This window comes from Streptomyces sp. TS71-3 (assembly GCF_018327685.1).
Lineage (GTDB): Bacteria > Actinomycetota > Actinomycetes > Streptomycetales > Streptomycetaceae > Streptomyces.
In genome coordinates this window covers 243,466-269,617 of record NZ_BNEL01000001.1, presented here as the reverse complement: position 1 = coordinate 269,617, position 26,152 = coordinate 243,466, and the positions used below count along the sequence as shown (strand labels likewise).

At 69.6% G+C, this 26,152-nt stretch carries 25 protein-coding genes, 1 tRNA gene and 1 pseudogene; 15 read left to right on the top strand and 12 right to left on the bottom strand.

All coding sequences use genetic code 11. The annotated features are described in order from the left end of the window. Nucleotides 1-157 precede the first annotated feature (157 nt). From Sm713_RS01235 to Sm713_RS01205, 7 genes are all read left to right on the top strand, one after another. Nucleotides 158-703: a carboxymuconolactone decarboxylase family protein gene (locus Sm713_RS01235; protein WP_212907848.1), complete on the top strand. Its 546-nt coding sequence runs from the start codon at nt 158-160 to the stop codon at nt 701-703. 228 nt (nt 704-931) lie between these two features. Next, nucleotides 932-1,723 carry a S9 family peptidase gene (locus Sm713_RS01230; RefSeq protein ID WP_212907847.1) on the top strand — a complete coding sequence of 264 codons (792 nt, stop codon included), beginning with the start codon at nt 932-934 and terminating at the stop codon, nt 1,721-1,723. 163 nt (nt 1,724-1,886) lie between these two features. Next, nucleotides 1,887-2,447, top strand: coding sequence for an HD domain-containing protein (locus tag Sm713_RS01225; protein WP_212907846.1), 561 nt, complete (start codon nt 1,887-1,889; stop codon nt 2,445-2,447). Nucleotides 2,448-2,658: 211 nt separating this feature from the next. Beyond that, nucleotides 2,659-3,252, top strand: a complete 594-nt coding sequence (locus Sm713_RS01220) for an NADPH-dependent FMN reductase (RefSeq protein WP_212907845.1) — start codon at nt 2,659-2,661, stop codon at nt 3,250-3,252. Between the two features lie 253 nt (nt 3,253-3,505). After that, nucleotides 3,506-3,736 carry an antitoxin gene (locus tag Sm713_RS01215; protein ID WP_212907844.1) on the top strand — a complete coding sequence of 77 codons (231 nt, stop codon included), beginning with the start codon at nt 3,506-3,508 and terminating at the stop codon, nt 3,734-3,736. Next, on the top strand, nt 3,733-4,155 hold the full coding sequence (locus tag Sm713_RS01210; protein WP_212907843.1) for a type II toxin-antitoxin system VapC family toxin: 423 nt from the start codon (nt 3,733-3,735) through the stop codon (nt 4,153-4,155). The genes Sm713_RS01215 and Sm713_RS01210 overlap by 4 nt, the downstream gene beginning before the upstream one ends. Before the next feature lie 1,084 nt (nt 4,156-5,239). After that, nucleotides 5,240-6,049 (top strand): transposase family protein, encoded by an 810-nt coding sequence (locus Sm713_RS01205; protein WP_212907842.1) that lies wholly within the window; start codon nt 5,240-5,242, stop codon nt 6,047-6,049. 115 nt (nt 6,050-6,164) lie between these two features. On the opposite strand, the gene Sm713_RS01200 is transcribed toward Sm713_RS01205, so the two are convergent. Then, nucleotides 6,165-6,665 carry an NUDIX domain-containing protein gene (locus Sm713_RS01200; protein WP_212907841.1) on the bottom strand — a complete coding sequence of 167 codons (501 nt, stop codon included), beginning with the start codon at nt 6,663-6,665 and terminating at the stop codon, nt 6,165-6,167. A gap of 35 nt (nt 6,666-6,700) precedes the next feature. Further along, the gene (locus Sm713_RS01195) at nt 6,701-8,056 is read right to left on the bottom strand and encodes a tetratricopeptide repeat protein (protein WP_212907840.1); all 1,356 of its coding nucleotides are present in this window, start codon (nt 8,054-8,056) and stop codon (nt 6,701-6,703) included. A 231-nt stretch (nt 8,057-8,287) separates the two neighbouring features. On the opposite strand from Sm713_RS01195, the gene Sm713_RS01190 reads away from it, so the two are divergent. From Sm713_RS01190 to Sm713_RS01175, 4 genes are all read left to right on the top strand, one after another. Beyond that, on the top strand, nt 8,288-9,040 hold the full coding sequence (locus tag Sm713_RS01190) for a hypothetical protein (protein WP_212907839.1): 753 nt from the start codon (nt 8,288-8,290) through the stop codon (nt 9,038-9,040). Nucleotides 9,041-9,116: 76 nt separating this feature from the next. Continuing rightward, the gene (locus Sm713_RS01185) at nt 9,117-10,028 is read left to right on the top strand and encodes a phosphotransferase (protein ID WP_212907838.1); all 912 of its coding nucleotides are present in this window, start codon (nt 9,117-9,119) and stop codon (nt 10,026-10,028) included. Next, complete coding sequence (locus Sm713_RS01180) at nt 10,029-10,721, top strand: class I SAM-dependent methyltransferase (protein ID WP_212907837.1); 693 nt, start codon at nt 10,029-10,031, stop codon at nt 10,719-10,721. Between the two features lie 47 nt (nt 10,722-10,768). Next, nucleotides 10,769-11,326 carry an HAD domain-containing protein gene (locus tag Sm713_RS01175; protein ID WP_212907836.1) on the top strand — a complete coding sequence of 186 codons (558 nt, stop codon included), beginning with the start codon at nt 10,769-10,771 and terminating at the stop codon, nt 11,324-11,326. A gap of 18 nt (nt 11,327-11,344) precedes the next feature. Here the strand turns inward: Sm713_RS01175 and Sm713_RS01170 are convergent, their stop codons facing one another. Next, nucleotides 11,345-12,298: an IS481 family transposase gene (locus tag Sm713_RS01170; protein WP_212907835.1), complete on the bottom strand. Its 954-nt coding sequence runs from the start codon at nt 12,296-12,298 to the stop codon at nt 11,345-11,347. A gap of 227 nt (nt 12,299-12,525) precedes the next feature. Between Sm713_RS01170 and Sm713_RS01165 the strand changes: the two genes are divergently transcribed. Together Sm713_RS01165 and Sm713_RS01160 are read left to right on the top strand one after the other, a co-directional pair. Continuing rightward, on the top strand, nt 12,526-13,146 hold the full coding sequence (locus tag Sm713_RS01165; protein ID WP_212911702.1) for an NUDIX hydrolase: 621 nt from the start codon (nt 12,526-12,528) through the stop codon (nt 13,144-13,146). Beyond that, complete coding sequence (locus Sm713_RS01160; protein ID WP_212907834.1) at nt 13,143-13,556, top strand: NUDIX hydrolase; 414 nt, start codon at nt 13,143-13,145, stop codon at nt 13,554-13,556. The genes Sm713_RS01165 and Sm713_RS01160 overlap by 4 nt, the downstream gene beginning before the upstream one ends. A gap of 43 nt (nt 13,557-13,599) precedes the next feature. On the opposite strand, the gene Sm713_RS01155 is transcribed toward Sm713_RS01160, so the two are convergent. The 6 genes and pseudogenes from Sm713_RS01155 to Sm713_RS01130 all read right to left on the bottom strand — a co-directional run bounded on the left by Sm713_RS01155 (nt 13,600) and on the right by Sm713_RS01130 (nt 19,856). Beyond that, entirely contained in the window at nt 13,600-14,148 is a 549-nt protein-coding gene (locus Sm713_RS01155) for a hypothetical protein (RefSeq protein ID WP_212907833.1), read from the bottom strand. A 153-nt stretch (nt 14,149-14,301) separates the two neighbouring features. Next, nucleotides 14,302-16,014, bottom strand: coding sequence for a relaxase/mobilization nuclease domain-containing protein (locus Sm713_RS01150; RefSeq protein WP_212907832.1), 1,713 nt, complete (start codon nt 16,012-16,014; stop codon nt 14,302-14,304). After that, a complete protein-coding gene (locus Sm713_RS01145; RefSeq protein ID WP_212907831.1) occupies nt 16,011-16,568 on the bottom strand; it encodes a MobC family plasmid mobilization relaxosome protein in 558 nt (185 codons plus the stop codon). The genes Sm713_RS01150 and Sm713_RS01145 overlap by 4 nt, the downstream gene beginning before the upstream one ends. Nucleotides 16,569-16,871: 303 nt before the next feature. Beyond that, nucleotides 16,872-17,723, bottom strand: a complete 852-nt coding sequence (locus Sm713_RS01140) for a DUF2637 domain-containing protein (protein WP_212907830.1) — start codon at nt 17,721-17,723, stop codon at nt 16,872-16,874. Between the two features lie 368 nt (nt 17,724-18,091). After that, nucleotides 18,092-19,292 (bottom strand): annotated as a pseudogene (locus Sm713_RS01135) (DUF3631 domain-containing protein). A gap of 333 nt (nt 19,293-19,625) precedes the next feature. After that, nucleotides 19,626-19,856 carry a hypothetical protein gene (locus Sm713_RS01130; protein WP_212907829.1) on the bottom strand — a complete coding sequence of 77 codons (231 nt, stop codon included), beginning with the start codon at nt 19,854-19,856 and terminating at the stop codon, nt 19,626-19,628. A gap of 97 nt (nt 19,857-19,953) precedes the next feature. Between Sm713_RS01130 and Sm713_RS01125 the strand changes: the two genes are divergently transcribed. Both Sm713_RS01125 and Sm713_RS01120 read left to right on the top strand, forming a co-directional pair. Next, nucleotides 19,954-20,634, top strand: a complete 681-nt coding sequence (locus Sm713_RS01125) for a helix-turn-helix transcriptional regulator (protein WP_374195946.1) — start codon at nt 19,954-19,956, stop codon at nt 20,632-20,634. Beyond that, the gene (locus Sm713_RS01120; RefSeq protein ID WP_212907828.1) at nt 20,631-22,244 is read left to right on the top strand and encodes a site-specific integrase; all 1,614 of its coding nucleotides are present in this window, start codon (nt 20,631-20,633) and stop codon (nt 22,242-22,244) included. Before Sm713_RS01125 ends, Sm713_RS01120 begins: the two co-directional genes overlap by 4 nt. A 127-nt stretch (nt 22,245-22,371) precedes the next feature. Here Sm713_RS01120 and Sm713_RS01115 read toward each other — a convergent pair. The 3 genes from Sm713_RS01115 to Sm713_RS01105 all read right to left on the bottom strand — a co-directional run bounded on the left by Sm713_RS01115 (nt 22,372) and on the right by Sm713_RS01105 (nt 26,030). After that, nucleotides 22,372-22,445: transfer RNA gene (locus tag Sm713_RS01115), tRNA-Thr, on the bottom strand. 135 nt (nt 22,446-22,580) lie between these two features. Beyond that, the gene (locus Sm713_RS40030; protein WP_374195945.1) at nt 22,581-24,512 is read right to left on the bottom strand and encodes an alpha/beta hydrolase; all 1,932 of its coding nucleotides are present in this window, start codon (nt 24,510-24,512) and stop codon (nt 22,581-22,583) included. A gap of 312 nt (nt 24,513-24,824) precedes the next feature. Further along, nucleotides 24,825-26,030, bottom strand: coding sequence for a DNA polymerase III subunit delta' (locus Sm713_RS01105; protein ID WP_212907827.1), 1,206 nt, complete (start codon nt 26,028-26,030; stop codon nt 24,825-24,827). Nucleotides 26,031-26,152 lie beyond the last annotated feature (122 nt).

The window sequence follows — 26,152 nt, the reverse complement described above, 5'->3', positions numbered from 1 at the left end:
GACGGCCACCAGCCTCCGAAAGCAAGGCAGGAGGAGGCGGACGAGACCGGGCCGGCGCAGCCACAGGCACCGAACGCGTCCGCACGCACCGAACGCGCCGAACACGTCAGAGAGCAGGCCGCATGGGCGGCCGGCACGAATGGAGAGGGTTACCCCGATGTCACGACTCCCGCAGATCGACCAGGCCACCGCGACCGGCAAGGCCGCCGTGCAGCTCGACGAGACGAAGAAGGCGCTGGGCTCGGTCCCCAACCTCTTCAAGACCCTGGTCAACAGCCCCGCCGCGGTGAAGGGCTACCACGCCCTGAACGGCGCCCTGGCCGGCGGCGTGCTGCCCTTCCCCGTCAGGGAGCGCATCTCCATCCTGTCCGCCGAGTTCAACGGCTGCACCTACTGCCTCTCGGCCCACACCTTCACCGGCGGCAAGTTCGCCAAGCTCAGCGAGGCCGAGCTGGCGGCGGCCCGCGAGGCCAAGTCCGAGGACCCGCACGTCCAGGCCATCCTGACCCTGGCCCACACCGTCCTCGAAGGCCGCGGCCAGGGCGGGGAGCAGGCGATCGAGGCCGCGCGGGCGGCCGGCGTCACGGACGCGGAGATCGCGGAGGTCGTCGCGAACGTCGCCCTGAACGTCCTGACCAACTACTTCAACGAGTTGGTCGACACCGACGTCGACTTCCCCCGCGTGACGCCGCACACGCACTGACATCGACACCGAGGGGCAGCGACGCCGGGAGGCCGGCGCCCGGTGGCCGACCCCGCGGCCCCGGCCTCATCCAGTCACCCGCCGACGCGCACAATGCAGCCGTACAACGCCGTCGGACAACGCGACCGGACCCGCATCCGCGTGATGCGCCGGACACGCGCTGTCCGACGGCGCCGAACTGTCCGAGCCCGACGGAACCGGGCCGGCGCCGAGCCAGAGAGGAAGCACATGCCGAGCCCCGCGGCGGCCACGCACAGGAGAATCGAGTTCCCCGGATCGCAGGGGGCGCCCCTGGCCGGACGGCTGGAACTGCCCGCGACGGAGCCCGACTCCTTCGCACTGTTCGCGCACTGCTTCACCTGCGGCAAGGACACGGTCGCGGCCTCACGCATCTCCAGGGCCCTCACCCGGCACGGCATCGGCGTCCTGCGCTTCGACTTCACGGGCCTGGGCCAGTCCGGGGGCGACTTCGGCAACACCGACTTCAGCTCGAACGTGGGCGATCTGGTCGCCGCGTCGGCGCACCTGCGACGCGAGTTCGAGGCGCCGAGCCTCCTCATAGGACACTCGCTGGGCGGCGCCGCGGTCCTGGCGGCGGCGCACGACATCCCCGAGACACGGGCCGTCGCCACCATCGGCGCCCCGGCCGACCCGGCCCACGTGACGCACCTGCTGGGCGACCGGACCACCGCGATCGAACGCGACGGAGAGGCGGAGGTCCGCCTCGCCGGCCGCACGTTCCGCATCAGCCGGAGCTTCCTGGCGGACATCGCCGCCCAGCCCCAGGCGGAACGCATAGCCCGGCTCGGCGTCCCCCTGCTCGTCATGCACTCCCCCACGGACGACACCGTGGGCGTCGACAACGCCCGCCGCATCTTCGACGCGGCCCTCCACCCGAAGAGCTTCATCGCCCTGGACGGCGCCGACCACCTCCTCACCGCCCCGAAGGACGCCGAGTTCGTCGCGGACATCCTCGCGGTGTGGGCGTTCAGGCACATGCGGAGAACGACGGGGAGCTGAGGAAGGAGAGCCGGACTCCGGGGAAGCCGGAGTCCAGAGGGAGCCGGACTCCAGAGGAAAGTCGACCTCCAGACGGAACCGGACTCCACACGGAACCGGACTCCAGAGGAAAGTCGACCTCCAGAGGGAACCGGACCATGGACACGGAACGGAGAGGACCGCCGTGCCGTCGCTGACCGAGTGGGCCTACCCGCTGGCCGAGTCGCTGCTCGCCGCCCCGCTGCCGCGCCGCTGGGCGCACTCGCGGGGCGTCGCCGAGCGTGCGAGGACGCTCACGCCTATCCTCGGCCAGGATGCCGGCCTGCTGACGGCAGCCGCCGTGCTCCACGACATCGGCTACGCGCCGGACCTCGTCAGAACCGGTTTCCACCCGCTCGACGGCGCACGGTACCTCCGAGGGGTGGCGCACGCCGATGAGCGGGTGGTGTGCCTGGTGGCGCACCACACGCACGCGTGGATGGAGGCCGAGGCCCGGGGCCTGAGGGACGAACTGGAAGCGGCGTTCCCGCGCCCCGACAGCCGGCTGGCCGACGCGCTCTGCCACTGCGACATGAACACGACGCCGGACGGCGCCCCCACGAACCCGTTGGACCGGATCGACGAGATCACCGCCCGCTACGGCCCGGACAGCCTGGTCGGCACGTTCATGCGCCGCGCGGAGCCGGAGATCCTGGCGAGCACGGCACGCGTACTCACGCGCGTCGCCGAGGCAAGGCGGCCGTAACCCTCCCGACCCTGCCGGAGGCGGAGAAATCCGGCGTGATTATCGTGCATGAGGAAGCACTCGGCAGGCGCCGACCATACGGCTCCCACCAGGGCAGACCGGACGGACGAGCCACGCTCGAGGGCTCCACCGAAACCAGCACGTCGCCCTCCGGCCGGGCACACGCCTCGGAAGACGGCGCCCGGCCGACCTCACACGCGGAGCGAACATCATGGCCAACCTGAAGATCATCGTCGCCAGTACCCGTCCTGGCAGGGTCGGGCTGCCCGTCGGCCAGTGGATCGAGGCGGAGGCCAGGGAGCACGGCGGTTTCGACGACATCGAGCTGGTGGACCTGGCCGAGGTGAACCTGCCGTTCATGAACGAGCCAAACCACCCCCGGCTCGCCCAGTACATCCACCAGCACACCCGCGACTGGAGCGCGAAGATATCCGAGGCCGACGGCTTCCTCTTCGTCATGCCCGAGTACAACTACGGCTACAACGCCGAGCTGAAGAACGCCATCGACTACCTGCACAACGAGTGGCACTACAAGCCGGTCGGCCTGGTCAGCTACGGCGGCGTCTCCGCGGGCACCCGCGCCGCCCAGATGATCAAGCAGGTGGTCACCACCCTCAAGATGATCCCGCTCAACGACGCGGTCTCCATCCCGTTCGTCCGCAACTTCCTCAACGACGACTCGGTCATCGTCCCCAACGACGTCATGAAGTCCGCGGCAAAGGCGATGCTCGACGAGATGGTCCGCGTCGAGTCGGCCCTCCGCCCCCTCCGCACCCAGGAGCCGGACACGGCCGCGGGCGCCTGACCCTGCCCCCTCTGCCACGCGACGCCCTCCCGGGGCCAAGGGACCGACGGACAAGAAAAAGCCCAGGTCACCATGCATGCGACCTGGGCTTTCGCGGAGCCGCCTTCGAGATTCGAAACCCGGGACCTACACATCACGAGACCGGGAGGGATCACGTTGCCCCATGCCGCACGGCGGGTTGAGCTGTGCCGCCAGGCGCTGCACCGCGCCGACGATGACTGCATATCGCCTGCATCGATGCTAAAGTGAAGGCATGACCGCGATCACGATCCGGGATGTCCCGGACGACACGCTCAACGCCCTCAAAGTCCGCGCCGCGCAGGCGGGCAAGTCGCTTCAGGCGTACGCCCTGGAACTGCTCGCCCGGGAGGCCGTCAAGCCGACCCTCGCGGAGATGGCCACACGCCTGGAGCGTGAAACCCACACCGAGCTCGGTACAGCCGACATCCTCGACGCCATCGAGGACGGGCGGGACCGACGTTGATCGTCATTGACTGCTCCAGCCTTGTGCACTTCCTCCTCGACCACGGCAAGACGGGAACCGCGATCCGTGAGCGTGTGGGCCGCGCCGATACTCTCGCAGCGCCGGGCCTGCTGGACTACGAGATCACCTCAGCGGCCTTCGGGCTGTCCCGCGGCCGGCGAGGGGGCAAGCCGAAGATCACGGAAAGACAGGCCCTCAAGGCAATCACCGATTACCAGGCGCTCGCTCTCGACCTGCACCCCACGCTGGTCCTGTGGCAGCGAGTACGCGAGCTGTCGAACAACCTCTCCGTATACGACGCGCATTACGTGGCCCTCGCCGAGAGCTTCGGCGTTCCGCTGATCACCAGCGACGCCAGGATCGAGCGCAGCGGGGCAGCACGCTGCACGATCGAGACCTTCGAGGCCCCCGGCACCTGACTCCGGCAGCGCCCGAGCTGAACCGCCGGCGATCCCGCCATCGCCAGACGGGGCGACGACCTGCCGGTCGGGACAGGCGGCGCCTGCACTCCCAACGCCTGAGGCACGGCGTTGCCATGCTGCCGTGGTTGAACCGGACGGCCGCGAGACCCCCGGAGCCCGCACGCGCGGCCGAGCGGACTGTGTGGGTCATGCAGTATGGGCCCGTTGGCGGTACGAATCGCTGCGCAACAGCCGCGCCCGAGCCGGTCCCTGGAGCCGCTCGGCTCGTGCGGCACGTTCCGCGTCTACGACGACCAAACTCACCCATCACCACCGCGGCATGGGTGGGTCCTGATGGAGCGTCATGCACGTCTGTCCACCACGATCCATCGCGTATGCCCGGCACGATCGGTCCCAGATGGGCAGAAGACCAGGTCAGATACCCGATCCAGAGCTGCACAGCCACCCTCTGGAAACCGCATCTGCGGTCTACGCACTGCGCTGCACAGACCACAGATGCCTGATTCACCCGGAATTCAAGGTACGACAAAAGGCAAACCCCAGGTCAGAGGACCGACCTGGGGTTCATCTTGGAGCCGCCTTCGGGATTCGAACCCGAGACCTACGCATTACGAGGGCCTGAAGGATCGTGACGGATATTATCGTGTACTCACGCTCGGTCCTTTTCTGCCTGCTCAAGGGCTTGTCGACCTTGCGGACGTGACGCCGTGTCCAACGGGTGCGTTCCCGTCCGCTCACGCATCGCTCACGCAGTCCGGCTCTTCGCACAATGTCAGGAGTCGAGCTTTAGCTGCTTCTGCATCTACTTGATGCGGCCCTCGTCGTCTCGGCTCTGCGCCCTTCACCCCGGAGCTTCTCCTGGGCATCTGACAACTCGCTAGCCAGGCCCTTAATCCAGTGCCACACTATCGGCCTAGATGGCCGAGTGAGGTTTTCTCAGAGAAATGATCTTCGCGAAGCGTTGTGAACCGCTCGCCTCGGGGTGGATCGGACGAACTCATCCTGGTCGTGAGCAGACGTAAAGCCCCTGGTAGGACAGGTCTCACCACAAGAACTCGTCCGACCCACCAGAGGCTTCACGTTGGTCACCTATGTTGCCACGCTCGATGTTCCGCGCCATGTCGTGGATCACCTTTCACGACTGCTGGCCGCCCACCGGCGACGGCTGGGCACTCCGCGGGGGTCGCGGGCGCTGGGTCCGTTCCGTCAGGCCGTGCTGGTGCTGCGCTGGTTCCGCGAACAGGCGTGCGTGCACTGTCTGGCCCGCGACGCCGGGGTCTCCCAGGCCACCGGCTACCGCTACCTCCACGAAGGCATCGACGCGCTGGCCGCCCAAGCCCCCGACTTGCACGACGTCCTGAACCGCTGCCGGCGGGAAGGAATGACGCACGTGATTTTGGACGGCACACTCATCGAGTCCGACCGTCTCGCCGGCGTCCGCGACAACGGCAACGACCTGTGGTTCAGCCAGAAGCACAAGGCGTTCGGCGGCAACGTGCAGTTCCTGTCCTCCCCGAACGGCACCCCGCTGTGGGTCTCCGATGTCGAGCCCGGCTCCACCCCCGACATCACAGCGGCCCGTATCCACGTCCTGCCCGTTCTGTACAAGGCCGCCGCCGACGGTTTGCCGACTCTTGCCGACAAGGGTTACATCGGCGCCGGAATCGGCATCCACATCCCGGTGCGCCGCCCCCAGGGTAGATCTGAGCAAGCCCTCCACACCGATACCCGAACCACGAACACCCTGATCAGAGATCTGCGCGCCCTCGGCGAACGCGCAGCCGCCGAACTCAAGGAACGCTGGCGCGCGCTCAAGAAGGTCTCGCTCAGTCCCAGCCGGATCGGCGACATCGCCCGTGCCGCACTCGTCCTCAACGGAATCTTGAAATGATCTTCGTTGAGAAAACCTCAGTGACCCACGTGATTCTCGGTTCGAGGCTCGCGTCCAGCGAATGAAAGCTGGTCAGCCGGCTGCTGTACTCGGCGTTCCAACGTCGGCCGACGCATCAGGACCATCCATCGAGGGAGACCTGGGCACCGTCCTCGAGATAGCACGTCAAGGCGCTGGCGGTGGTGCCCACGAAGGCATGAGGGATTACATCGGCGTCCACCCAACAGACCTGGGCGTGCTTGCGTGGTTCGCGGTTCTCGGGTTCGCCGGTCCACTCGTGGGCGGCGAAGACGACAGTGAGGAAGCCATTGGGAGCCTCAACGCCCCATGCCCCGTGGATGATGTGGGCCACCTTCAGGGACTCGGCCTTCACAGTCAGACCGGTCTCCTCGTGCAGCTCCCGAACAGCGGTCTCGGTAATGGGCTCACCAGGTTCGCTCTTGCCAACGGGGAGGTCCCACATGCCCTGGGCGAACTTGGCGTTCTGACTGCGCTGGATGAGGACGACTCGGTTGGTGGCCGTGTCGTGAACGATGACCGCGGCAACCAGCAGGGTCATGGATTCGAGGGCGGGCGGCAGGGCTTTGGGCTGGTGATCGGTTGTCCGCGGAGCCACGGTTACGTCCCTTCATCGGCCGGTTGGTGGGCAGCTTAGGCCAGTGCTTCGCGTGCATGGCGGGCAAGTTCGGCGGCTCCAGGCACTTTGCGACGCTGGTAGACAGCGAGGGTGGAACGGAGTGAGGTGATCGCCTTGCGGGTGCGGTCGGAGGTCATGCCCTCCATCAGGGTCAGGGCCTGTGACCAGGCGGCAACGGCTTCGTCGGCTCGGGCCTGGGCAGCGAGGCTGTCACCAAGATCGGCGTAGGTGAGGGCGTGAACGCGCTTGTACTTCTCGGGGTCCCAGCGGGTGAGCGCGTCACGGTGCTGCTGTTCGGTGCCGACGTGGTCGGCGAGGTCAGTCAGCGTGCGAGCGGTGTGGCTGGCGACGGTGCCGGCGGCCGGGCCACTCACACGGGAGTAGCTGGGCTGCGGGCCATCCTCACGCAGCAGGGCGTCCTCGGCGGCCAGGAGGGCTCGGGCGGCGGAGGGCCTCTCGCCGATGGAGGCGTAGGCGCGGGCGTGGGTGATGTGGAGCAGGGCCTCGGTCTGGCCGTCGATGTGACCGAGCCCGCTGGCGAGCGCGGCCTCCGCGAGGTCGACGCAGTGGTGCGGCTGCTTGAGGCTGAGGGCCTGGTGGGCCAGGGCCCGCATCATCCAAGCGGCGTGGCCGCGTGGGTCAGCTTCGCAGGCGAGTTGATAGCCGACCTGATAGTAACGCTGGGCCGCGCCTTCTTGGCCAAGGTCGTGGTGCTTCCAGCCTGCAAGGTAGGCGAGTTCGGCGACCGCGCCGAAGGCTGCTCGGCGTAACGCTTCGCTGGCGAATCGGGCGCGGAGCATGGGGGCTGCGGTATCGGCGAGATAGGCCGTGACGGTGGTCAGGCCGTGGCCGCCACCCAGGCGTTCGTCGGCTGCGCTGAAGGCCGCCGTGATCTGGCGTACTACCTCGACGTCCTCCGCGCCGACCAGGGTACGGCCGGTGCGGGCGCGGAGCACACGGGCGGTCGCCTCGTGGTCGTACGCAAGAGGCATGGCGACGCCAGCGGTGGAGAAGGCGGCGACAGCCAGGAAGCGGCGGCGTTCGACGTCTGCACGGCCGAGGTCGGTGGCGGCGATCACCGGGTCCGACTCGGCGGCGGTTGCGGACTCGGTCTCCTGAAGGCCGATCTCGGTTTGCGTGATGGTGCGACCCGCACGGCGCGAGAGCGCTTCGGCGAGGTAATGGCCGGTCCGGCCGGTGGGGCGCCGGACACCGTTGGCCCAGTGGGAGATGGCCGCCTTGTTGGTCTGGAGCATCTCGCCGTTCTCGGCGGCAATGCGGCGTACGTCCTTGGCCAGGGCCTCATACGTGCAGCCGACGGCGTCGATGGTCTCGCGCAGGCGGGGGTTGGGCTTCCTCAGTGCTGCCACGATCGCCTCCGTTCCGGAGCTGTATACCGCGTATACCGCTTGGCGTGCCCTTCACCGTACCCACAGTGCGTGACGGCCGGTTCACTTAATGGCAGCCGCCCGGAACGGTTCCAGACTCCGACCGTGATCCAGGCTCCTCACTTGGCCGGGCGGCTCCCCAAGTTCCGTGCACCTGCTCCGGGTCCGGGCATTGCTGTGCCCGAACCCGGGCGAACAGAGACGGAGACACCGTTGACCATCATCGACGCCACGGCCATCACGGTCGAGCTGCCGAGCGCCTTCGACGAGCGCTGGAGCCGCCTGCCCGGCATCCAGGTCGAGGGCCGGCGCATCACCATCGAACCGGCCGAGTACTTCTTCCGCTTCGGCTCCAACACCTGGCTCGTCGCCGACTGGGAGCTGGTCAAGTCGCAGCTCCTGGACGTGGACGAGACGACCGAGAGCGCGGTCGAGCAGCTCGCCCTCGGCTTCATCAAGGAGCACGGCGAGTCCACATCGGATGCGACTCGGGTCCTGGCCACCGCGTACGAGGTGTACGCGTACCTCTTCCGCGACGAGCACCTCGCCGGACTCGGCCTGCCGCAGATCACCGCCGCCCACCTGCGGATGCTGCGCGAGGCGGCCACGTTCATGGCCCTGAACAAGGTCGAGTTGGACGGGCACATCTCGAACGTCGGCCCGTGCTGGTTCTTCCCGGCCGCCACCTCCGTTGTCTTCGACCTGGACGACGAGATGGGCGGCCTGCTGGACGAGGTGTATCACGGCGGTTGGTTCAACGAGCACCGCCGCATCGAGTCCATCAAGGCCCACGCCGCCCTCGGCGGGCGGCTCGTGCACGGCTGCCAGTCCGTACCGGACCAGTCCGGTGGCGTCGTCGCGCCCTACGGTGCGTCGATGGCCAATTTCCGTGACGACCTCACCCAGTTCAAGGCCGGGTGGATCGAGCAGGTCTACGCCCACCGCGTGACCAGCTCCGCCGCGTAACCCTCACCGACCGGCTCCGGGGCGGGCCGGCTCACTCTCGCCCGCCCCGGACACCACCAACCGCATCGGAGCCCCCATGGACGCGAAGCTCAATGCCGAACTCCTCGGCAGCCTGCTCACCCTCACCGACCAGCCTCAGCCCGAACGAGCGGCGGTCCGCGTGTGGTCCATGTCCGGCGTGGAGCGTCTGACTTTCCCCGACGGCACCACCGCGATCTTCAAGTACGCGCAGAGGCCGTTCGACGGTGAGGCCCAGGCGCTCAGGCTGGCGCACAAGCTCGGCGTCCCGGTACCGGAACTGCACGCTTCCGCGGTCCTGGACGGCTGGCTCGGGATGCTCCTCGAAGACCTCGGCACGCCCATCCGCGAGGCCGACGACCTCGACGGCGCAGCCGCAGCTGTGGTCCTGCACCGCACGCGCCAGGCCGCCGCTCTGCCCGTCCTCGACCGAGGAGGCTTGCGGGCCTTGCCCAGCCGGGCCCTGGATCACCTCGATCAGCTCCGCAAGGCAGAACGGTGGCAGGACGCGGACGACGTCGAGGACGCCCTCGACCGGATCGCTCAGGCGGCCGGAGCACGCGCGACAGAGGCCACGCTGGAACCGTTCGGCTGGGTGCACTCCGAGTTCCACCCCACCAGCCTTCACATCGGTGAGCGCGGCTGGCGACTCCTGGACTTCGCCCGCGCCTTCACCGGCCCTGGCCTCCTCGACCTCGCTAGCTGGCACGGCACCATCGAAGACCCCGATCCGGTACGTCTGAGGGCCTTCCTCGATCAGTACGTCGTCGAGGGCGGGAGCGCCGGCGTCCTTGCCCAGCGGGGCGGCCTGCCCGCCGAGCGGTGGGCGTTGGGCTGGCACCGCATGTGGGCGGTGGAGTGGTTCATGGAGCAGTCCATCCGCTGGATCAACGACCCGGCCACCGACCCCGCGTACATCAAGGTCGTACGCCGACACCTGACCGATGTCCTACAGCTCCTGGAGGTCTAGGTGCTCGCCCAGGCTTCCCCATGGCACGTCCACGCCCGCCAGCGCACCGCGTCCGGCCGCGCCGAACCGCTCGCCGCATCGGCCCGTATGGAGTGGACCACCCGCCCAGGCAGCGGCCCCGGCGCCGAGCTCCTCGGCCCGGACCTGCGTGGCAAACACATACTCGAACTTGGCTGCGGCCCCGGCCACAATGCAGCCCACCTCGCCACCCACCACGACGCCCAGGTCACTGCCGTCGACCTGGTCGGCCTCCAGATCCGCCGCGCCCGCTCACACTACGGACGCCTGCCCAACCTCGCCTTCACCACTGGCCACGCCCTGCACTACCTCCAGGCGTCCGGCGAGCAGTTCGACGCGATCTACTCGGTCTTCGGCGCAGTCGGCCTCGTGGCGCCCGAACTTCTATTCCCGGCCATCACCCAGCACCTCAAACCCGGCTGCTCACTCGCCTTCTCCGTGCCGCACCCCCGACGTCGTGGCATGCGTCCTTCTGTCAGCGACCGGCCCCAGCGGGACTACGTCATGCTCCCCGACCTCACCCGCCTGCCCATTGCCCGCTGGGACTTCGACGCAGACCGCTGGGAGAAGCATCTGAACCACGCGGGACTCGTACTCGCCTCGGCCCAGGAGTTCCACGACGTCCGGCTCGGCCAGTGGCCGACCACGCTTCTCATCACCGCCCGCAGGGCCTGAACCATAGTCCGGCACCGCACGCTCCCAGCCCCTCCTCGGAGGAACCGATGCGCGCTCCCTACTTGCTCCTCGACATCGATGGCGTCCTCATCCCCTTCCCCGCCGCCGACGGGACGACCCCGGCGACACACATTCGCCATGACGTCGTCCCTGCCGGGCGTACGGCCGACGACCCGGTCACGGTCTGGCTCAACCCAGTCCACGGCCCCATGCTCATGGACGTGATCCGGTCCGGCCTGGTCACCCCGGTCTGGTGCACCAGCTGGCGCCAGGACGCCACCACCCTCATCGGGCCGCTCCTCGGCCTTCCGTCGCTGCCCTTCGTCGACCTACCCCGCCCGAACATCACCACCAGCCACCCCGACGGCTACCTGTGGAAGCGGGACTCCGTCGACACCTGGCTCGGCAACGCCCCGGTCGTCTGGATCGACGACGACTTCACCGCCCTCGATCACGACTGGGCCGCCCGACGGACATCTACGGGCAATCCCACGCTGCTCGTACAGCCCGAGCCTCGTACCGGTCTGCTTCCCGAGCACCTGCTGACATTGGTGCTTTGGGCTGTGGGCCTGGGCCGTGTGGCGTCCCGGGCAACTGCCGCATAGCGGGTTCTTGCCCCCGGCCTAGATGTATTGCCCTGTGAGGTTGGGGACGCGGCTGGCGGGTGGTTGGCCTTTCAGCGCGGTGTGTCCGCGGTGGTGATTGTAGGTGTGCAGCCAGTCAGGGAAGGCGTCGCGTCGTTCCTGCTCTGAGCGGTAAGGGCGGGCGTAGGCCCACTCATCGAGCAGGGTGCGGTTGAAGCGTTCGACCTTGCCGTTCGTCTGGGGTCGGTAGGGCCGGGTTCGCTTGTGGGTGATCCCGGCCGCCGCCAGGGCATCGCGCCACAGACGGGACTTGTAGCAGGAGCCGTTGTCGGTCAGCACGCGCTCGACGGTGATCCCGCACGAGGCGAAGAACGCCTGCGCCCGGATCCAGAAGGCGACGGCGGTCTCTTTCTTCTCGTCGGTGAAAATCTCGCTGTAGGCCAGGCGGGAGTGGTCGTCGACGGCGGTGTGCAGGTAGCTGTAGCCGGCGCCGGAGCGGGTCTTGCGGCCCGCTTGGCGGCCAAGGATCTTGTGGCCGCCACCGTCGGGGATATTGCCGAGCTTCTTGATGTCGACGTGGACGAGCTCGCCGGGCCTGGCGCGTTCGTAGCGGCGTATGACGCGGCCGGTGGCCCGGTCCAGATGCGTGAGGCGGGCCAGGCCGTAGCGGGTGAGTACCCGGTGCACGGTGGAGGGCGCCAGCCGCAGAAGGCTCGCGATCCGTGCGGGGCCCCAGCGGCGCAGTACGCGCACCTTGATGATCCGCCGCTCGGTACGTGTCGACGTCTGGCGTGGGCTGGCGTGCGGGCGGCTGGAGCGGTCGGTCATGCCCGCCTCGCCGAGCCTGCGGTAGCGGTCGGCCCACCGCTGTGCCGTTGTCGGCGAGACCTGGAAGCGTTCCGCGGCCCGGCGCAGGGGCCAGTTGTCTTCCACGACGCAGCGGGCCAGCCGCAGTCGTCCTGTCTCGGTCAGGGGTGCATTACGGTGGGGCACGAGGGCCTTTCTGGTCGCCGGTGCAGATGTCGCAATCCACACCGAGCCAGAAGGCCCTCACCTATTTCAAGATCGCTCAGCCGTGGCGTCCGTCACCAACCTCCGTGGACAGAACACCTAGAGCCGTGGCGGCCCGTCCTCGCAACGGGCCGCCTCCAGTGATCTGCTACCGCCGAGGGCGGCTGTCCCGTCTTTGAGCGGGGACGGGATCGGCCGGCTGCGCGTGCCTGCTGCAGTCCGCCCTGCGACTCGGCAACGAACAGTTCGCCGCTCACCTGGGCATCGCCGTCAGGACGGTGGCGGCCTGGCACGCCGACGCGTCTGTCATGCCTCGCCGGGAGATGCAGCAACTACTCGACACTGCGCACGAGCAGGCCCCGCCCGCTGCGCGTCAGCGCTTCGCGCTCCTGCTGGCGAAGGAGCAGGCGCCGCCAGACCCGATTCCACCCGGTGCGCAGGCTCTGCGTGTGGCCATCGCGGTGGTCGTCCGCGACAGCGAGGTCCTCCTGGTCTGCCGACGGGACAGCGACGCCGCGGGGATCACCTGGCAGTTCCCGGCAGGGGTCATCAAGCCAGGAGGCAGGGCAGAGACCACCACGGTGCGCGAGACGTTGGACGAGACCGGAGTCCACTGCGCGGCACGGAAGCACCTTGGGAACCGCCTGCACCCCGCGACCGGCGTCCTGTGCGAGTACTTCCTCTGCGAGTACCTGGCCGGCGAAGCCACCAACAGGGACGCCGCCGAGAACATCGACGTGATGTGGGTCCCCAGAAACGCGGTGTCCCGCTTCATCTCCGTCGATACGATCTTCCCACCCGTCCTGGCCGTCCTGGAGGAGCAGACGTGACGCAGCAGAACGCGGACGAGCGGCCGGGCATCGCCGCCGCCATCGTCGTGCACGAAGGCCGTGTGCTCATGGTCCGCCGCCGCGTGAGCGAGGGACAGCTCTCCTGGCAGTTCCCTGCCGGCGAGGTCGAGCCCGGCGAGGAACGCGAGGACGCCGCCGTACGGGAGACCCAGGAGGAGACAGGGCTGACCGTGGCCGCGGTCAAGCTGCTCGGCGAACGCGTTCACCCGAAGACGGGCCGCCTCATGTCGTACACCGCCTGCCAGATCCTGGGCGGCACAGCTCACGTCGCAGACACCGAGGAGCTGGCCGAACTTGCCTGGGTCACCCATGGAGACATCCCGGAGTATGTGCCCTACGGGCTGTTCGAACCGGTACAGGAGTACCTCGACGGGGCCTTGTCCGTGTGAGCCGCTCCAGCTCGCGGCGGGGTGCTACCGAGGGCACAAAGCTCTACGGCTTTCTGGATACTGACTGGGGTGCAGGCGTCTGCGAACGGAGACGCGCGTTCTCCTCCTCCAGCGCCCTGACGCGTCGTTCAAGTTCGGCCCTTGTCGGCTTCTTCGGCGGCGCGGGTGGCGGCGGGCCAGCAGGTGCGGGCGGTTCGGCGCGAAGTCCGAGAGGTTCGAAGGCGACGATCGTTAGGCTATCTCTGCCGCATTCGGGACACCTCTCGCTGTAAGCACCCGCGGAGACGGGGTCGCTGTACGTGTAGTGCGCCTCGGTCTCGATGATGTGGCCGCAGTACAACCGAACCCGCCACCGCATGATCTCGTGATCCCGCTTCTCGAAGGACTGCATCAACCTGGCGACGTCCTCGAACGCCTGGCGGCGGCACTCCGCCCTCGCCGGGTCCGCTCGGCACTTGGCGACGTCCTCTTCGACCTGTCGCTGAACCCACTCGCTGATCTCCTCGCTCTCCTTCTGGCCACGGTGGTCTTTACGGGTGAGTTCGTAGCTTTCCAACGGAGTGCCGCTGCTTCGGTACTCGATCTCGCTCATGGGCGGCAGCGTAGGTCCGCGGCGCGGGGCGCGATGAGGATGAGCGCCTTCGTCCCCTGCCGTGAACTCTCTTGTCCAGAGAAGGCGCCGGAGGCTCATGCGTGATCGTGAGAGGGCCGCAATTTGTCCTGGTGGATCTATCAGTTGGCTGCATCACACACGCGGACGGTGCTTCGGTTCCGCGAGGAACGCGGGTGGTGCGGGCTGAGTCTCGTCGGCCTTCGGGCCAGTCGTGGACACTCGCATTGTCGTGGTCCTGCGGGCCGCTTCGGCGCGCGGGTTTGGTGCGGGGTCGCGGCTGGTGTGCTGGATGCGGGTGATCAGGACACGGGCGGGCCGGCGGGCGGTCGTGAGTTCGCGTTGGGCGGCGGCTTCCTTGAGGAGTTGGTGGGGTTTGTGGCCGCCGGCTTCGGCGTCGGCAAGGACGGTGGCGAGGGCTGGCCAGGCGGGGTCGGTGAGGATGCGGTCGGCGTGGTCGGGGACGGCGGCGCGTACGTCATGAGCGAGAGTCCGCCGCGCCTGTGCGGTGGGCTGGCGGGTGGTGAGATTGTCGAGGACGGGCGTGAGGGCCTGATCGGCGGCGTTCTGGAGGTGGTGGAGGGTCCTGCGGGCGGCTTCGGCCTGGTGGACGTGGCTCCTCGTCTCGCGCCAGCGGGCGGCGACGATCGTGGCCCAGACGAGGGCGGCAAGCAGGGCGGCCAAGGCGCTGCCGTCGGGGCCGGTGGCGGTGTGAGCGATGTCGCGGGCGGCGTGGCGCAGGGTGCGGGCGGCCTGGTTCTCGGCCCGGATCCGGGAGCGCCGGGCGCGGGCGAATACCTGAGAGGCGGCATGTACGTCGGCGCGGAGGTGGTCGGGGGCTTTCTGGGCGGTGGCCTCGATGAGTTCGCCGAGCGCCACGATGTGGGCCTGGGCGTGGGTCTCGTCGGCCATGCCGGTGTGGAAGGTGTCGAGGGCGTCGGTGGCCTGGTGCCAGGGAGTGGTGGGCCGCTCTCGGCGGGCGGTGGGGTGTTCCTCCGGCGCGGTGCTGTCCAGGCGGGCCTTGAGCTTGGGGAGGGTGAGGTCGGGAGCGATCTTTCCGCCGGGGTGGAAGATCTGTTGGCCGTCCTTGTTGAGGTCGCCGGGGCGGCCGGCGGCATAGCCGAGGAGGTCTCCGGAGGGTCCGCGGCGGGGTTTGACCGCGATGCCGTCGGCTTCGAGGTAGGCGAGGAGTTCCTCGGTGTTGCCGGCGTGGGGGATGGCGGCACGGATGCGGTCCTGGAGCCAGTCGCGGCTCGTCTGCTCCCAGCCGAGGCGTTCGGCCTTGTGCATCTCGGCCTGGGTGGGGCGGCGTCCGGCGGTGCGGTCGCCCTTCTTCAGTTGGCGTAGGCCGTAGTCGGTCTCGATCTGGCGGCAGGCGTCGCCTACGCGGATGCCGCTGTTGTGGAGCTTGGGCCGACGGCCGTCTTCGCGGACGGTGGTGGCAAGGATGTGGATGTCGTCGTCGGCATGGCGTACGGCGATCCACCGGCAGCCGAGGTCATCGCCAGGCGGGGCGATGCCCGCGGCTTCGACGATCCGCTGGGCGATGTCGGCCCACTCGGCGTCGGAGAGGTGACGGTCTTCGGGGGCTGCACGGACAGGGCAGTGCCAGACGTGGTCGGTGACCTTCTTTCCGAACTCACTGTTGCGGAGCCGTACGGGCTCGTCGAGGTGGCGGGCGAGCTGGGTGAGGGTGGCGTCGGGGTTCCGGCCGGGGTCGGGCATGCCGAGCATGACGAAGCCCGTGACGATGTGCGGGTCGAGGTGTTCGTCGTGACGGCCGGGACCGTAGAGGTAGGCGAGTAGGCCGCGGGTGTTGGCTCCGGCCGGTTTGATGGCGGCTATCACGCGGCCCGGTCTTTCCTGGGGTCGGCGGGTTCGCGTAGGGCCTCGGCTATCAGTTCCAGCAGGTGGTGCAGCTGGTCGAGACGGTGACGAATGTCGGGTGGGGTGAGGTCGCTGTTGAGGGCTCGGGCGATCTGGTTGACGTTTACGCCGATGCGGTTGAGTTCGCGCAGCACCTGGGCGCGGAACATGTGGGTGCGTCGGCGGTCCTCGGACAGCGGCAGGTTGGCAGTGAACCGGCCGGTGATGAAGGCGACGACGATGTCGGCGGCGAAGCCGGATTCCCCTTTGTAGCCGTGCTCGGCGGCAGCCTCCTGGAGGGCGGCTTGCTCGTCGCCGGTGAATCGCAGCGGGCCGACACGGACGGTGCGCTTGGTGCCGGTGAAACGGCGAATCGCCGGCTGGATGCTCTGTACTCGCTCGCCTGCCGGGGGCTCGGTGGCGGGTGCGGGGTGGAGGATCTGCTGCTGGACGGCGTGGAGCTCGTCCAGGTCGGGGCCGCCCTCGGCTCCGACCTCCCTGCCCGGCACCCCCTGGCGCCGGGCCGTCTCCGCCACCCCCGGGGCGGAGACCCCCGAAGACCGGCCTTCAGTCGGACTCGGGGTACTACTGGCTCCGCCAGGGGTCACCCGTCCGAACGCCTGCCGCAGGCGTCTCGGCAGCGTAGGGGACTTCGTCAGCGACAGCGGCTCGTCGGGAGTGTGGTCGGGGCGGGGTGGGTGGTGCGTCACGGACGGTTCTCCGGAAGGGGTGGGGGAGGCTGGCGGGTTTCTGGTGGCTGGCGCCTCCGGGCGACTGAGCCGGAGGCCGGCTGGCCGGGGTGACCGGAAGGGGTTCCGGTCACCCCGTGGGAATTCCGGTCAGCTGCTGTCCGGACCGCTCATGGCGGCGGCTTCGATTTCGGGCTGGAGGATCTTCATGACCTCGGTCAGCCGGTCACTGCCGATCGTCAAGTTCCTGTCCTTGACGGCCTTCCGGAGCAGGGACCTGGTGAGCGTGCCGTGCTCAGCGAGGGTGATCCGGCCGATCTCGACAAGCTCCTCGACCGTGGCTTTCGGCGGACGGCCACCGCGCCGCGTGCTCTCCGCAACCTCAAGAGGTGGTTCCGGCACCTGGAGGGGGTGGGCGGCCGGAGGCTCAGTGGGCTGGACGAGCTCAGCCGGTGGCTCGGCGAGCGCGGTGACCGGTGGTTCCGTTACCTGGACGGAATCGGTGCCCGGATGGCCCGCTGGTTGGTCGACGAGCTGGTGGATCTGCCGCATCAGGACACCGAAGGCCAGCAGCGCGGCGGTCGGCGGGACAGCAGCGACGACGTAGTCGAGCAGCGGCACGATTCCGGCACCACCTGCGCCGCTGACCCCGGCCACGTTGAGCGCGATGGAACCGACCGACCCGGTGGCCGTGAGGGCGACCGCCCACCCGTCGGTCACCTGGCGCAGGCCCGCGCGGAGCATGAGAAGTTCGCCTGCGACGATGAACGCGTCCAGGGTCGCAGGCCAGGCCCAGCGTCGGGTGGGAGAGCCGTGGAGTCCGTGCTGTCCGGCGACCTCCGCAAGATGCGCATAGGACAGCCAGAACGCGCCGATGGTGAGGCCGACGATGACAGCGCCCGCCGCGATGAGCGCGTACCGCTCAGCAGCCTGCTTGGTCGTCCTGGGTCGTCCTTCGTCCGGGCGGCGGTCCCGGTAGGTGGGCGTGGAGAGGTGGGGCAAGCGGGATACTCCTGAGGTTTGGCGGTGTGATCCGTCTTTGCCGTCTTGACCGTTACAAGCGCAGGTCAGGGTCGGTACGGCATGGCCTCGATCTGCCGTACCGGAGGCGTTGGCGGGGTCGTGTATCGAGCGGGACGGCGTCGTTGCCTCGTGCCGTCCCGGCCGACAGAGCCCTGACCTGCGCCGATACGGCGGGGACGTGCGGGGACGGCACAAGACGGATCCGGGCAGGGTGCCGGCGGGGGCGGCGCGTGTCGTCTTGATCGCGTTGCCGTCTTGCCCTCGGTTTCCGTCCTGCCTGCATGCCGTTTGATCTGCGGAATCACGGCAGGGACGGCAGGGACGGTCACCTGGGTGGAGGCTGGCTCTCAGCCCAAGGTGGGGGCGGCGGGCTCGACGTCCACCGCGTGGACGGTGGGGCAGTAGCGCCGCCACGGGTCGAGGAACTTGTTGCGCATGTAGCCCTTGCGCTGGGTTCCATCGGTGAGTCGGACGTTGCCGGGCTTGATGTCGTATCGGCGCAGCATCGCCGCGAGGTCGCGGGCGGTCAGGCCGTTGCGTCCCCATTCCGCCCACGGGTTCTCGGCGTTCTGCCGGAGATGGTGCAGCAGTTCATCCGTGGAGAGGCTGTCGACCTCGCGCTGGGCGACGAAGACCCTGCGGATGTCGGCGAGAATCCGGGCCTCGCCGGGCTGGTCCTCCTCGGCCTCGATCTCCGCAGACACCATCCGCGCACACGCCTCGCGGGCGCGACGGGGCCAGGATCCGGCGGCGAGGTCGGCAACGATGACCAGGGGGCTCCCAGGTGTCGGCGGCCCGGTCCTCCACCGGCATCTCCGGCTCCAGATCCGCCGCCTCGTCGAGCAGCGGCCGGGCCCAGGCGGCGATGCGATCGCGCAGGGCATGGAGCCCTGGGATGTCGCGGCGAGAGCGGAAGGGCTTGACGTACTCCCCCTCCGCGCGACGGCGCATGCGGATCACCACCGATCGGTCCATGATCGTGTCGGGCAGCTCACCGATCCCAGCCAGGGCCGCCATGGCGAAGGCGGCGAACCGGTGCGGGGTGTGGTCGTTGCCGACGACCCTCGTGACGTAGCGGTTGCGCTGGTGCCCTGCGTTGAGCAGGCCGCGCATCTCCTCGTTCTTCTCCGCCTGCTTCGGCGTGCCGAAGATGGTGTCTGCCTCGTCCACCAGCAGAGTGGGCGGCTCCGCGGTGATCGAGCGGAAGACCGCCGCCGGTGTGGTGTTGATGGTGAGCATCGGCTCGTGGACCGTCTCGGTCAGCACGTCCAGCAGCCGCGACTTGCCGCACCGCTTCGCCGGCCCGACCACGGCGAGGCGGGGTGCGTGCTGCCAGGCGGGCTGCAGATGTGTCGCCGCCACCCACAGCGTGACGGCGTCCAGGGCCTCTGCTGAGGGAAGAATCACGAACTTCGCTATCTGCGCGCGCAGTTCGTCCAGCAACGATGACCCGGCGGTCGGCTCCGGCTCCGGCTCCGGCTCCGGCGATGCATCCTCAGCGGACCGATCCGCCGTAGCTGCGTCAGGCGCCCCTTCGCCAGCGGGCATGATGACTTCGCCGGTGTGGCGGCCGGGCTGGCCGGGGACTGCGACCGGCGGCCAGGTGTGCTTGCCGGTATCGGGACAGGATTCGGCTCCCGTATGTTGCACGGGGCAGCTCCTCGTCTGACGGTGGCGCCTTACGCGCCGTTGCCGCCGGGTTGGTTCTTCCAGGGCCGTTCGGGGTTGCTGGGCCTCCGGCGTTGCAGCGCCGGGGGCCCGTCCCTGTCTCGCGGGCAGCACGCCATCGCGAGGGAACACGGACCGTACGCCCATGCCCGGCAACAGTCCAACACTTCTGTGTCAGCTCAGCGCAGAACCATCTGCTACGTTGCCGCCCCTTCAAGCCGCAAGCCCGAGCAGATCCAGCAGATCCGCGGTCACGACCCGGTAGGCGTTGCCGAGCCGCAGCACCTTGCACGGGTACTCGCCCCGCTTCGCCAGCTCGTAACCCTTGCTCCGTCCGAGACCCAGAGCGCGGTTGCTTGTCTCCAGGTCAACAGCAACGGGGAGGGCAAGCAGCTCCTCCCGGCTCATCCCCTTCGATCGTCGGGCCGTCGCGTCATCGCGCATACGGAGCGCCCCTTTCGGTACAGCCCTCGGCGAACGTGCCCGTCACGTCCGGCTCCAGGCGTCTTACCAACCAGGATGGCCAAGCTAATGTGTCTTCATGACACAGCACAGCGTGGATGCTGATGAGGACGACGTCCCCGAGTGGGCGGACCGGATCAAGGCCAACGTGGCCGGTGAAATCCGGCGGAGAAGGAAGGAGATGGGGTGGAGCGCCCAGGACCTGGCGGACCAGTGCGAGCGGCTGGGGCACCCGATCCCGCGCAACGTGATCGCCAACATGGAGTCCGGGCGCAGGGCCAGCCTTCCGCTGGTGGACGTGATGGTCCTGGCCGCCGCCCTGAAGACGTACCCGATCTGCCTGATCTTCCCCGTCGGCTACGTCGAGCAGACCCAGGAACTCCCGTTCCAGGACCTCGTACCCACCTGGGACGCCCTGCGACGCTTCACCAGTGAGCAGGACGTTCCTGGCCACGACGCCGGCTTGGTCCCCGACTTCGAGCGCCACGCCAGCCTCGTACGCACCGCGCTCGCCGCACGCGAAGAGGAAGAGCGGGCTCGGTTCGCGGCCAAGACGGCCACCAGCCGCGCAGAGCAGGCGGAGGTCGAACGCAGGCGGAGCGAGTACGCCGACCAGGCCATCTCCGCCAAGTACAGCCTCCGCCACCTCCGTCGCGACCTCCGCGCAGAGGGCGCCGCCCCACCCGACTTGCCCCTAGCGCTAAGCGACGTCGACACGCCCGAAAGCAATGCCGACACCACCCCGGAGGACCGCCTTTGAAGGGCTCCACCTACCGCCGCTGCTCCTGCCGTGACCCGAAGACCGGCAGGGAACTCGGCTCCTCCTGTCCCAAACGCAACAGCAGGAACCACTGCACCTACTCCATACGCCAGGAGCTGCCGCCCCGCGAAGACGGCAGCCGTCGGTCGTTCGCCCGTGGCGGGTACAGCAGTCTCAAGGCCGCCCAGGCCGGTCTGGACCACGTACGTGCCCTCATGGGGCTCGCCGAGTCCGACGACTCCGAAGGCGTCCAGCTGATCGCGGAGATGCTGGCCGAGGTGAGCGGCGAGAAGCTGCCGCTGCCGGACGTGGAGGAGACCCGGCGGCGGCTGAAGGCCGGTCAGGACCTCGTCGGCAGCCTCACCGTGTCCGAGTGGCTGGATCGCTGGCTTGCGGGCAAGCGCATCCGCAAGTCGGGCATCAGCCGCTACGAGACCGACGTCCGCGTGCACCTCAAGCCCCACATCGGCGACCGGCGCCTCGACCGGCTCCGCGTGAGCCACCTCAGTGAGATGTTCACCGCCATCACCGACGCCAATGCCGAGATCCTGGAGCAGAACGCCCAGCGACGTGCGGCGGTCCAGGAGTTGGCAACCGTGCCGTGGAAGGGCGCGGAGAACCGGGCCCGCCGCAAGGCCATGAAGGCCGCGCTCGACGCAATGCCGCCCTTCCGCCGCGTCACCGGCCCGTCCACGCGCCAGCACATCAAGGCCACACTCCGCGCCGCCCTGAACGACGCGATCGGCCAGCAGATCATCACCTTCAACCCGGCGGCCCACGTCGAGATCGACCCGGTCCGCAAACCGAAGGCCCTGGTGTGGACGGGCGAGCGGGTCGCCCGGTGGCAGCAGACTGGAGAAAAGCCCTCGCCCGTCATGGTCTGGACGCCGGAACAGACCGGTGCCTTCCTCGACTTCGTCGCCACGGACCGGCTGTACGCCATGTGGCACCTGATCGCCTTCCGCGGCCTGCGGCGCGGCGAGGCGTGCGGACAGCCCTGGTCGGAGACCAACCTCGACCGGCACTCCCTCACCGTCACGGGTCAGCTCGTGCAGGACGGGTGGGAGGTCGAGTCGTCCGAACCGAAGACGGACAGCGGCTTCCGCGTCGTGGCCCTGGACGACGACACCGTCGGCGTCCTGGAGCGGCACCGCAAGCAGCAAGAGGCAGAGCGCGAGGAGTGGGGCTCAGCCTGGGTCGAGACGGGCCTCGTCTTCACCCAGGAGAACGGCTCCTGGCTCCACCCAGGCAAGGTTACCGACCTCTTCGAACGTCTCGTCGCCGCCTCCGGTCTCCCGCCGATCCGGCTGCATGACCTCCGCCATGGCGCGGCCACGCTCATGCTCGCCGCCGGCATCGACGTGAAGATCGTGTCGGACACGCTCGGCCACAGCGACACCCGGATTACTCGGGACATCTACCAGAGCGTCCTGCCCCACGTCGGCAAGACCGCCGCCGAGGCCACGGCCAAGCTGGTCCCGCTCCAGCGCAAGGCGGAGGCCGAAGAAGCCGCACGCAAGGCGGAGAAGGCCCGGAAGAAGGCCAAGCGCGCCAAGAAGGCCCAGGCCGAGGGCAAGAAGAAGGCCCGACGGAAGAAGCCCAAGAAGTAGGGCCCGATCCCCTCCGCTCACGCATCGCTCACGCAGGCAATCCCACGGCACCTCAGCCGTGTGACCCGTCATGCCCCTAGCAACAGAAAACCCCAGGTCACGGGCTATGTGACCTGGGGTTTGATAGAGCCGCCTTCGGGATTCGAACCCGAGACCTACGCATTACGAGTGCGTTGCTCTGGCCATCTGAGCTAAGGCGGCTTGCGTGTCGCACTCATGGTGCGATCAGCGGCGCCGCCAAGTCTACACAGTTTCCGGGGGTGCTCCGTACGCGCCCTGGTGGTAGCGCCCGTGCCGCGCTGAGCAGTGGTTTCCCTTGGCTCGACCCGCGTGCCGCTACGAGCAGCGGGTGCCGTTCCTCGGTGCGGTGCCGGTGACCAGGTAGCGGTTGATCGCCCTGTCGATGCACGTGCTGCCGCGGCCGTACGCGGTGTGGCCGTCGCCCTCGTAGGTCAGCAGGCGGGCCGAGGAGAGCTGGGACGACAGGGAGCGGGCCCAGCGGTAGGGGGTGGCCGGGTCGCGGACGGTGCCGACGACGACGATCGGCGGTGCGCCCTTCGCCTCGATGCGGTGCGGCCGGCCCGTGGCGTGCACCGGCCAGTAGCCGCAGGTGAGGGCCGCCCATGCCAGGCTCTCGCCGAAGACGGGGGACGCCTTGCGGAAGGCGGGCAGGGACTTTCTCACCTCGTCCGGGGAGCTGAAGGCGGCCGGCAGGTCGAGGCAGTTCACGGCGGCGTTGGCGGACATCAGGTTGGCGTATGTGCCGTCACTTCCCCGCTCGTAGTAGCCGTCCGAGAGGGCCAGCAGGCCGGAACCGTCTCCGTCCTCGATCGCCGCTGCCAGCGCGGCGCGCAGCTGCGGCCACGCCGCCTCGTCGTACATCGCCGCCATCACCCCCGTGGTGGCCAGCGCCTCGCCGAGCATCCGGCCACCGCGGCCCGTGTCGTGACGGCGGTCCCGGCCGGTCGCGGAGCTGCTGCCCATGGGGCTCTGCACGGCGGACAGCGGTGAGCGGTCCAGCCGTTGGAAGAAGGACTTCAGGTGGGCGCCCACCTCGGCGGGCGTGGGCGCCCTGCCGGGTGCCGCGCCGGCCTCCAGCCCACCGGCTCGTGCCCCGCCCGCCTGCGTCGCACCGACCCGCGTCCCCGCACCGCTTGCCGCCCGCGAGGCCGTGCCCGCGCCGGCCGACGCGTCCGGGTCCGTCGCGACGCTCGTGCTGCTGCGGTCGACCGCGCCGTCACCGGTCCCGTTGCCGCTTCCGGTGCCCGGCGCCTTGCCCAGGGGGCAGTCGGGGCGGCGTGCGCAGTCCTTCGCGAAGGACTCGAACGCCGTCTCGAAGCCCGCCGTCTGCTCCAGGTTCATCCGGCGCGCCGGCAGGCTCGGGTCCATCGCGCCGTCCAGCACGAGGCGGCCGGCGCGGGTCGGGAACAGGCTCGCGTACGTCGCCCCGAGGAACGTGCCGTACGACGCGCCGACGTAGTTCAGCCTGCGGTCGCCCAGAACGGCGCGCACGACGTCCATGTCGCGCGCCGCCTCGACCGTGGAGACGTGCGGCAGCAGCGCCCCGGAGCGCCGCTCGCACCCGGCGGAGAACTCCTTGAGCGCGGACACCAGGCGAGCCTGCTCCCGGTCGTCGTCCGGCGTCGTGTCGGTCTGCGTGTACGCGTCCATCCGCTTGCCGTTCAGGCAGGTCACCGGCTGACTTCCGGCGACGCCCCTGGGGTCGACGGCGACCATGTCGTAGCGCGCCCGTACCTCGGCGGGGTAGCCGCGGGCCGCGTACGCCTGGAGGTAGGCGATGGCCGAGCCGCCGGGGCCGCCCGGGTTGACCAGCAGCGAACCGATCCGCTTGCCCGGTCCCGTCGCCTTCTTGCGGGCCACGGCCAGCTTGACGTCGCCCGCGGCCGGCCCGGCGTAGTCCCGCGGGACCCTCACCGTCGCGCACTGGAACTCCGCCTCGCTGCACGCGTGCCAGCCCGGGCGCTGTGCGTAGTACGGCGCCAGCGCCTTCGGGGTGGCCTCCGGCAGCGCCGCCACGGCCGCCACCCCGGCCGCGGACCGGCCCCCGGAACAGCCCGAGGCGAGCAGTCCCCCGACGGCCAGCACGACGACCGCCGCGCGCAGGATCGTCGACCGGGTCACGCGAGCGGTCCGCCCGGCGCCTGTTGCGATGCCGGGGACGGCTGGGGCGACTGAGTCCGCCGGGACGGCCGGGCGCGCGTGAGCACCGGGGCCGGTGGCGGGGTCTGGGCAGCGGCTGGTGTCCATCCGGCGACTCTAACGCTACGGATCGGCACGATTGCGCTGCGTTGCGGCGAGGCGAACACCATCGTGGCGGATGAGGACACCATCGTGGGCGTGGCGTCCGGAGGTGGACGGCTACGGCGTAGGCGGGGCAACGGGCGGGGAGTGAGGCAACGGGCGGGGATGGCGGCGGGGAGCGTTCGATGTGGAGCGCGCGGGTGCGGGGGCTCGCAGGGTGGGGGCGCCGCAAGCTGTGGAGGGCGCCTCCTGCCGCCGTCCGCCGACCCGAGCCGGAGCGGCCCCGCGCTCGGCCTCGTCCCCCCGCCTCAACCTGACTCAACCCGCCCGGAGCGCCAGCGTCATCGCCTCCACCGCGAGGAGCGGGGCGACGTTGCGGTCGAGGGCCTCTCTGCACGCGGCGATCGCGTCTATCCGGCGGAGTGTCGCCTCGGGGGACGTGCCGTGGGCGATGCGCTCCAGGGCGTCCTGCAGGTCGCTCGTCGCCAGGGCCAGCCGCGTGCCCAGTTGGAGGGCCAGCACATCGCGGTAGAAGGCCGTGAGGTCGGTCAGGGCGAGGTCCAGGCTGTCCCGCTGGGTGCGGGTGCGGCGGCGCTTCTGGCGGTCCTCCAGCTCCTTCATCGCGCCCGCCGTACCGCGTGGCATCCTGCCGCCCTGCGCCGCGCCGAGAGCCGCCCTCAGCTCCTCCGTCTCCTTGGTGTCGACCTCCTCGGCGACCTCCTGGGCGTCCTCCGTGGCGGCGTCGATCAGTTCCTGAGCGGCTTTCAGGCAGCCGCCCACGTCGTCGACGCGGAGGGGGAGCTTCAGCACGGTGGCGCGGCGGGCGCGGGCGCGCTCGTCCGTCGCCAGGCGGCGGGCCCGGTCGATATGGCCCTGCGTGGCCCGGGCAGCGGCCTCGGCTACCGCGGGCTCCACGCCGTCGCGCCGGACCAGCATGTCCGCCACTGCGGCCACGGAGGGGGTGCGCAGCGTCAGCAGGCGGCAGCGGGAGCGGATGGTGGGCAGGACGTCCTCCAGGGAGGGCGCGCAGAGCAGCCAGACCGTGCGGGGGGCCGGCTCCTCCACCGCCTTCAGCAGGACGTTCCCCGCGCCTTCGGTGAGGCGGTCCGCGTCCTCCAGGACGATGACCTGCCAGCGGCCGCCCGCGGGCGAGAGCTGGGAGCGGCGCACCAGTTCGCGGGTCTCCTTGACGCCGATGGAGAGCAGGTCCGTGCGGACGATCTCCACGTCCGCGTGCGTACCGATCAGCGTCGTGTGGCAGCCGTCGCAGAACCCGCAGCCGGGGGCGCCGCCCAGCGCGCGGTCCGGGCTGGTGCACTGGAGGGCGGCGGCGAAGGCGCGCGCGGCGTCGGCGCGGCCGGAGCCCGGGGGGCCCGTGAAGAGCCAGGCGTGCGTCATCTTGGACGCCTCGGGAGGCGGGGCCTTCTCGTCCGCGGCGGCGACGAGGGCGTCGGCGTCCCTCGCGGCCGCGACGAGCTGCGCGCTCACCTGCTCCTGGCCCACCAGGTCGTCCCACACGGACATCAGGTCTCCCCTTCCGATCCGGGTCAGCCCTTCCGATCCGGGTCAGCCCTTCCGATCCGGGTCAGCCCTTCCGATCCGGGTCAGCCCTTCCGATCCGGGTCAGCCCTTCCGGTTCGGGTGAG

Coding starts and splice junctions, on each gene's coding strand:
- Sm713_RS01125 (WP_374195946.1), top strand. CDS start 19,954: ATGACACAGCACAGCGTGGATGCTGATGAGGACGACGTCCCCGAGTGG.
- Sm713_RS01230 (WP_212907847.1), top strand. CDS start 932: ATGCCGAGCCCCGCGGCGGCCACGCACAGGAGAATCGAGTTCCCCGGA.
- Sm713_RS01175 (WP_212907836.1), top strand. CDS start 10,769: ATGCGCGCTCCCTACTTGCTCCTCGACATCGATGGCGTCCTCATCCCC.
- Sm713_RS01215 (WP_212907844.1), top strand. CDS start 3,506: ATGACCGCGATCACGATCCGGGATGTCCCGGACGACACGCTCAACGCC.
- Sm713_RS01155 (WP_212907833.1), bottom strand. CDS start 14,148: ATGAGCGAGATCGAGTACCGAAGCAGCGGCACTCCGTTGGAAAGCTAC.
- Sm713_RS01130 (WP_212907829.1), bottom strand. CDS start 19,856: ATGCGCGATGACGCGACGGCCCGACGATCGAAGGGGATGAGCCGGGAG.
- Sm713_RS01220 (WP_212907845.1), top strand. CDS start 2,659: ATGGCCAACCTGAAGATCATCGTCGCCAGTACCCGTCCTGGCAGGGTC.
- Sm713_RS01185 (WP_212907838.1), top strand. CDS start 9,117: ATGGACGCGAAGCTCAATGCCGAACTCCTCGGCAGCCTGCTCACCCTC.
- Sm713_RS01235 (WP_212907848.1), top strand. CDS start 158: ATGTCACGACTCCCGCAGATCGACCAGGCCACCGCGACCGGCAAGGCC.
- Sm713_RS01105 (WP_212907827.1), bottom strand. CDS start 26,030: ATGTCCGTGTGGGACGACCTGGTGGGCCAGGAGCAGGTGAGCGCGCAG.
- Sm713_RS40030 (WP_374195945.1), bottom strand. CDS start 24,512: ATGGACACCAGCCGCTGCCCAGACCCCGCCACCGGCCCCGGTGCTCAC.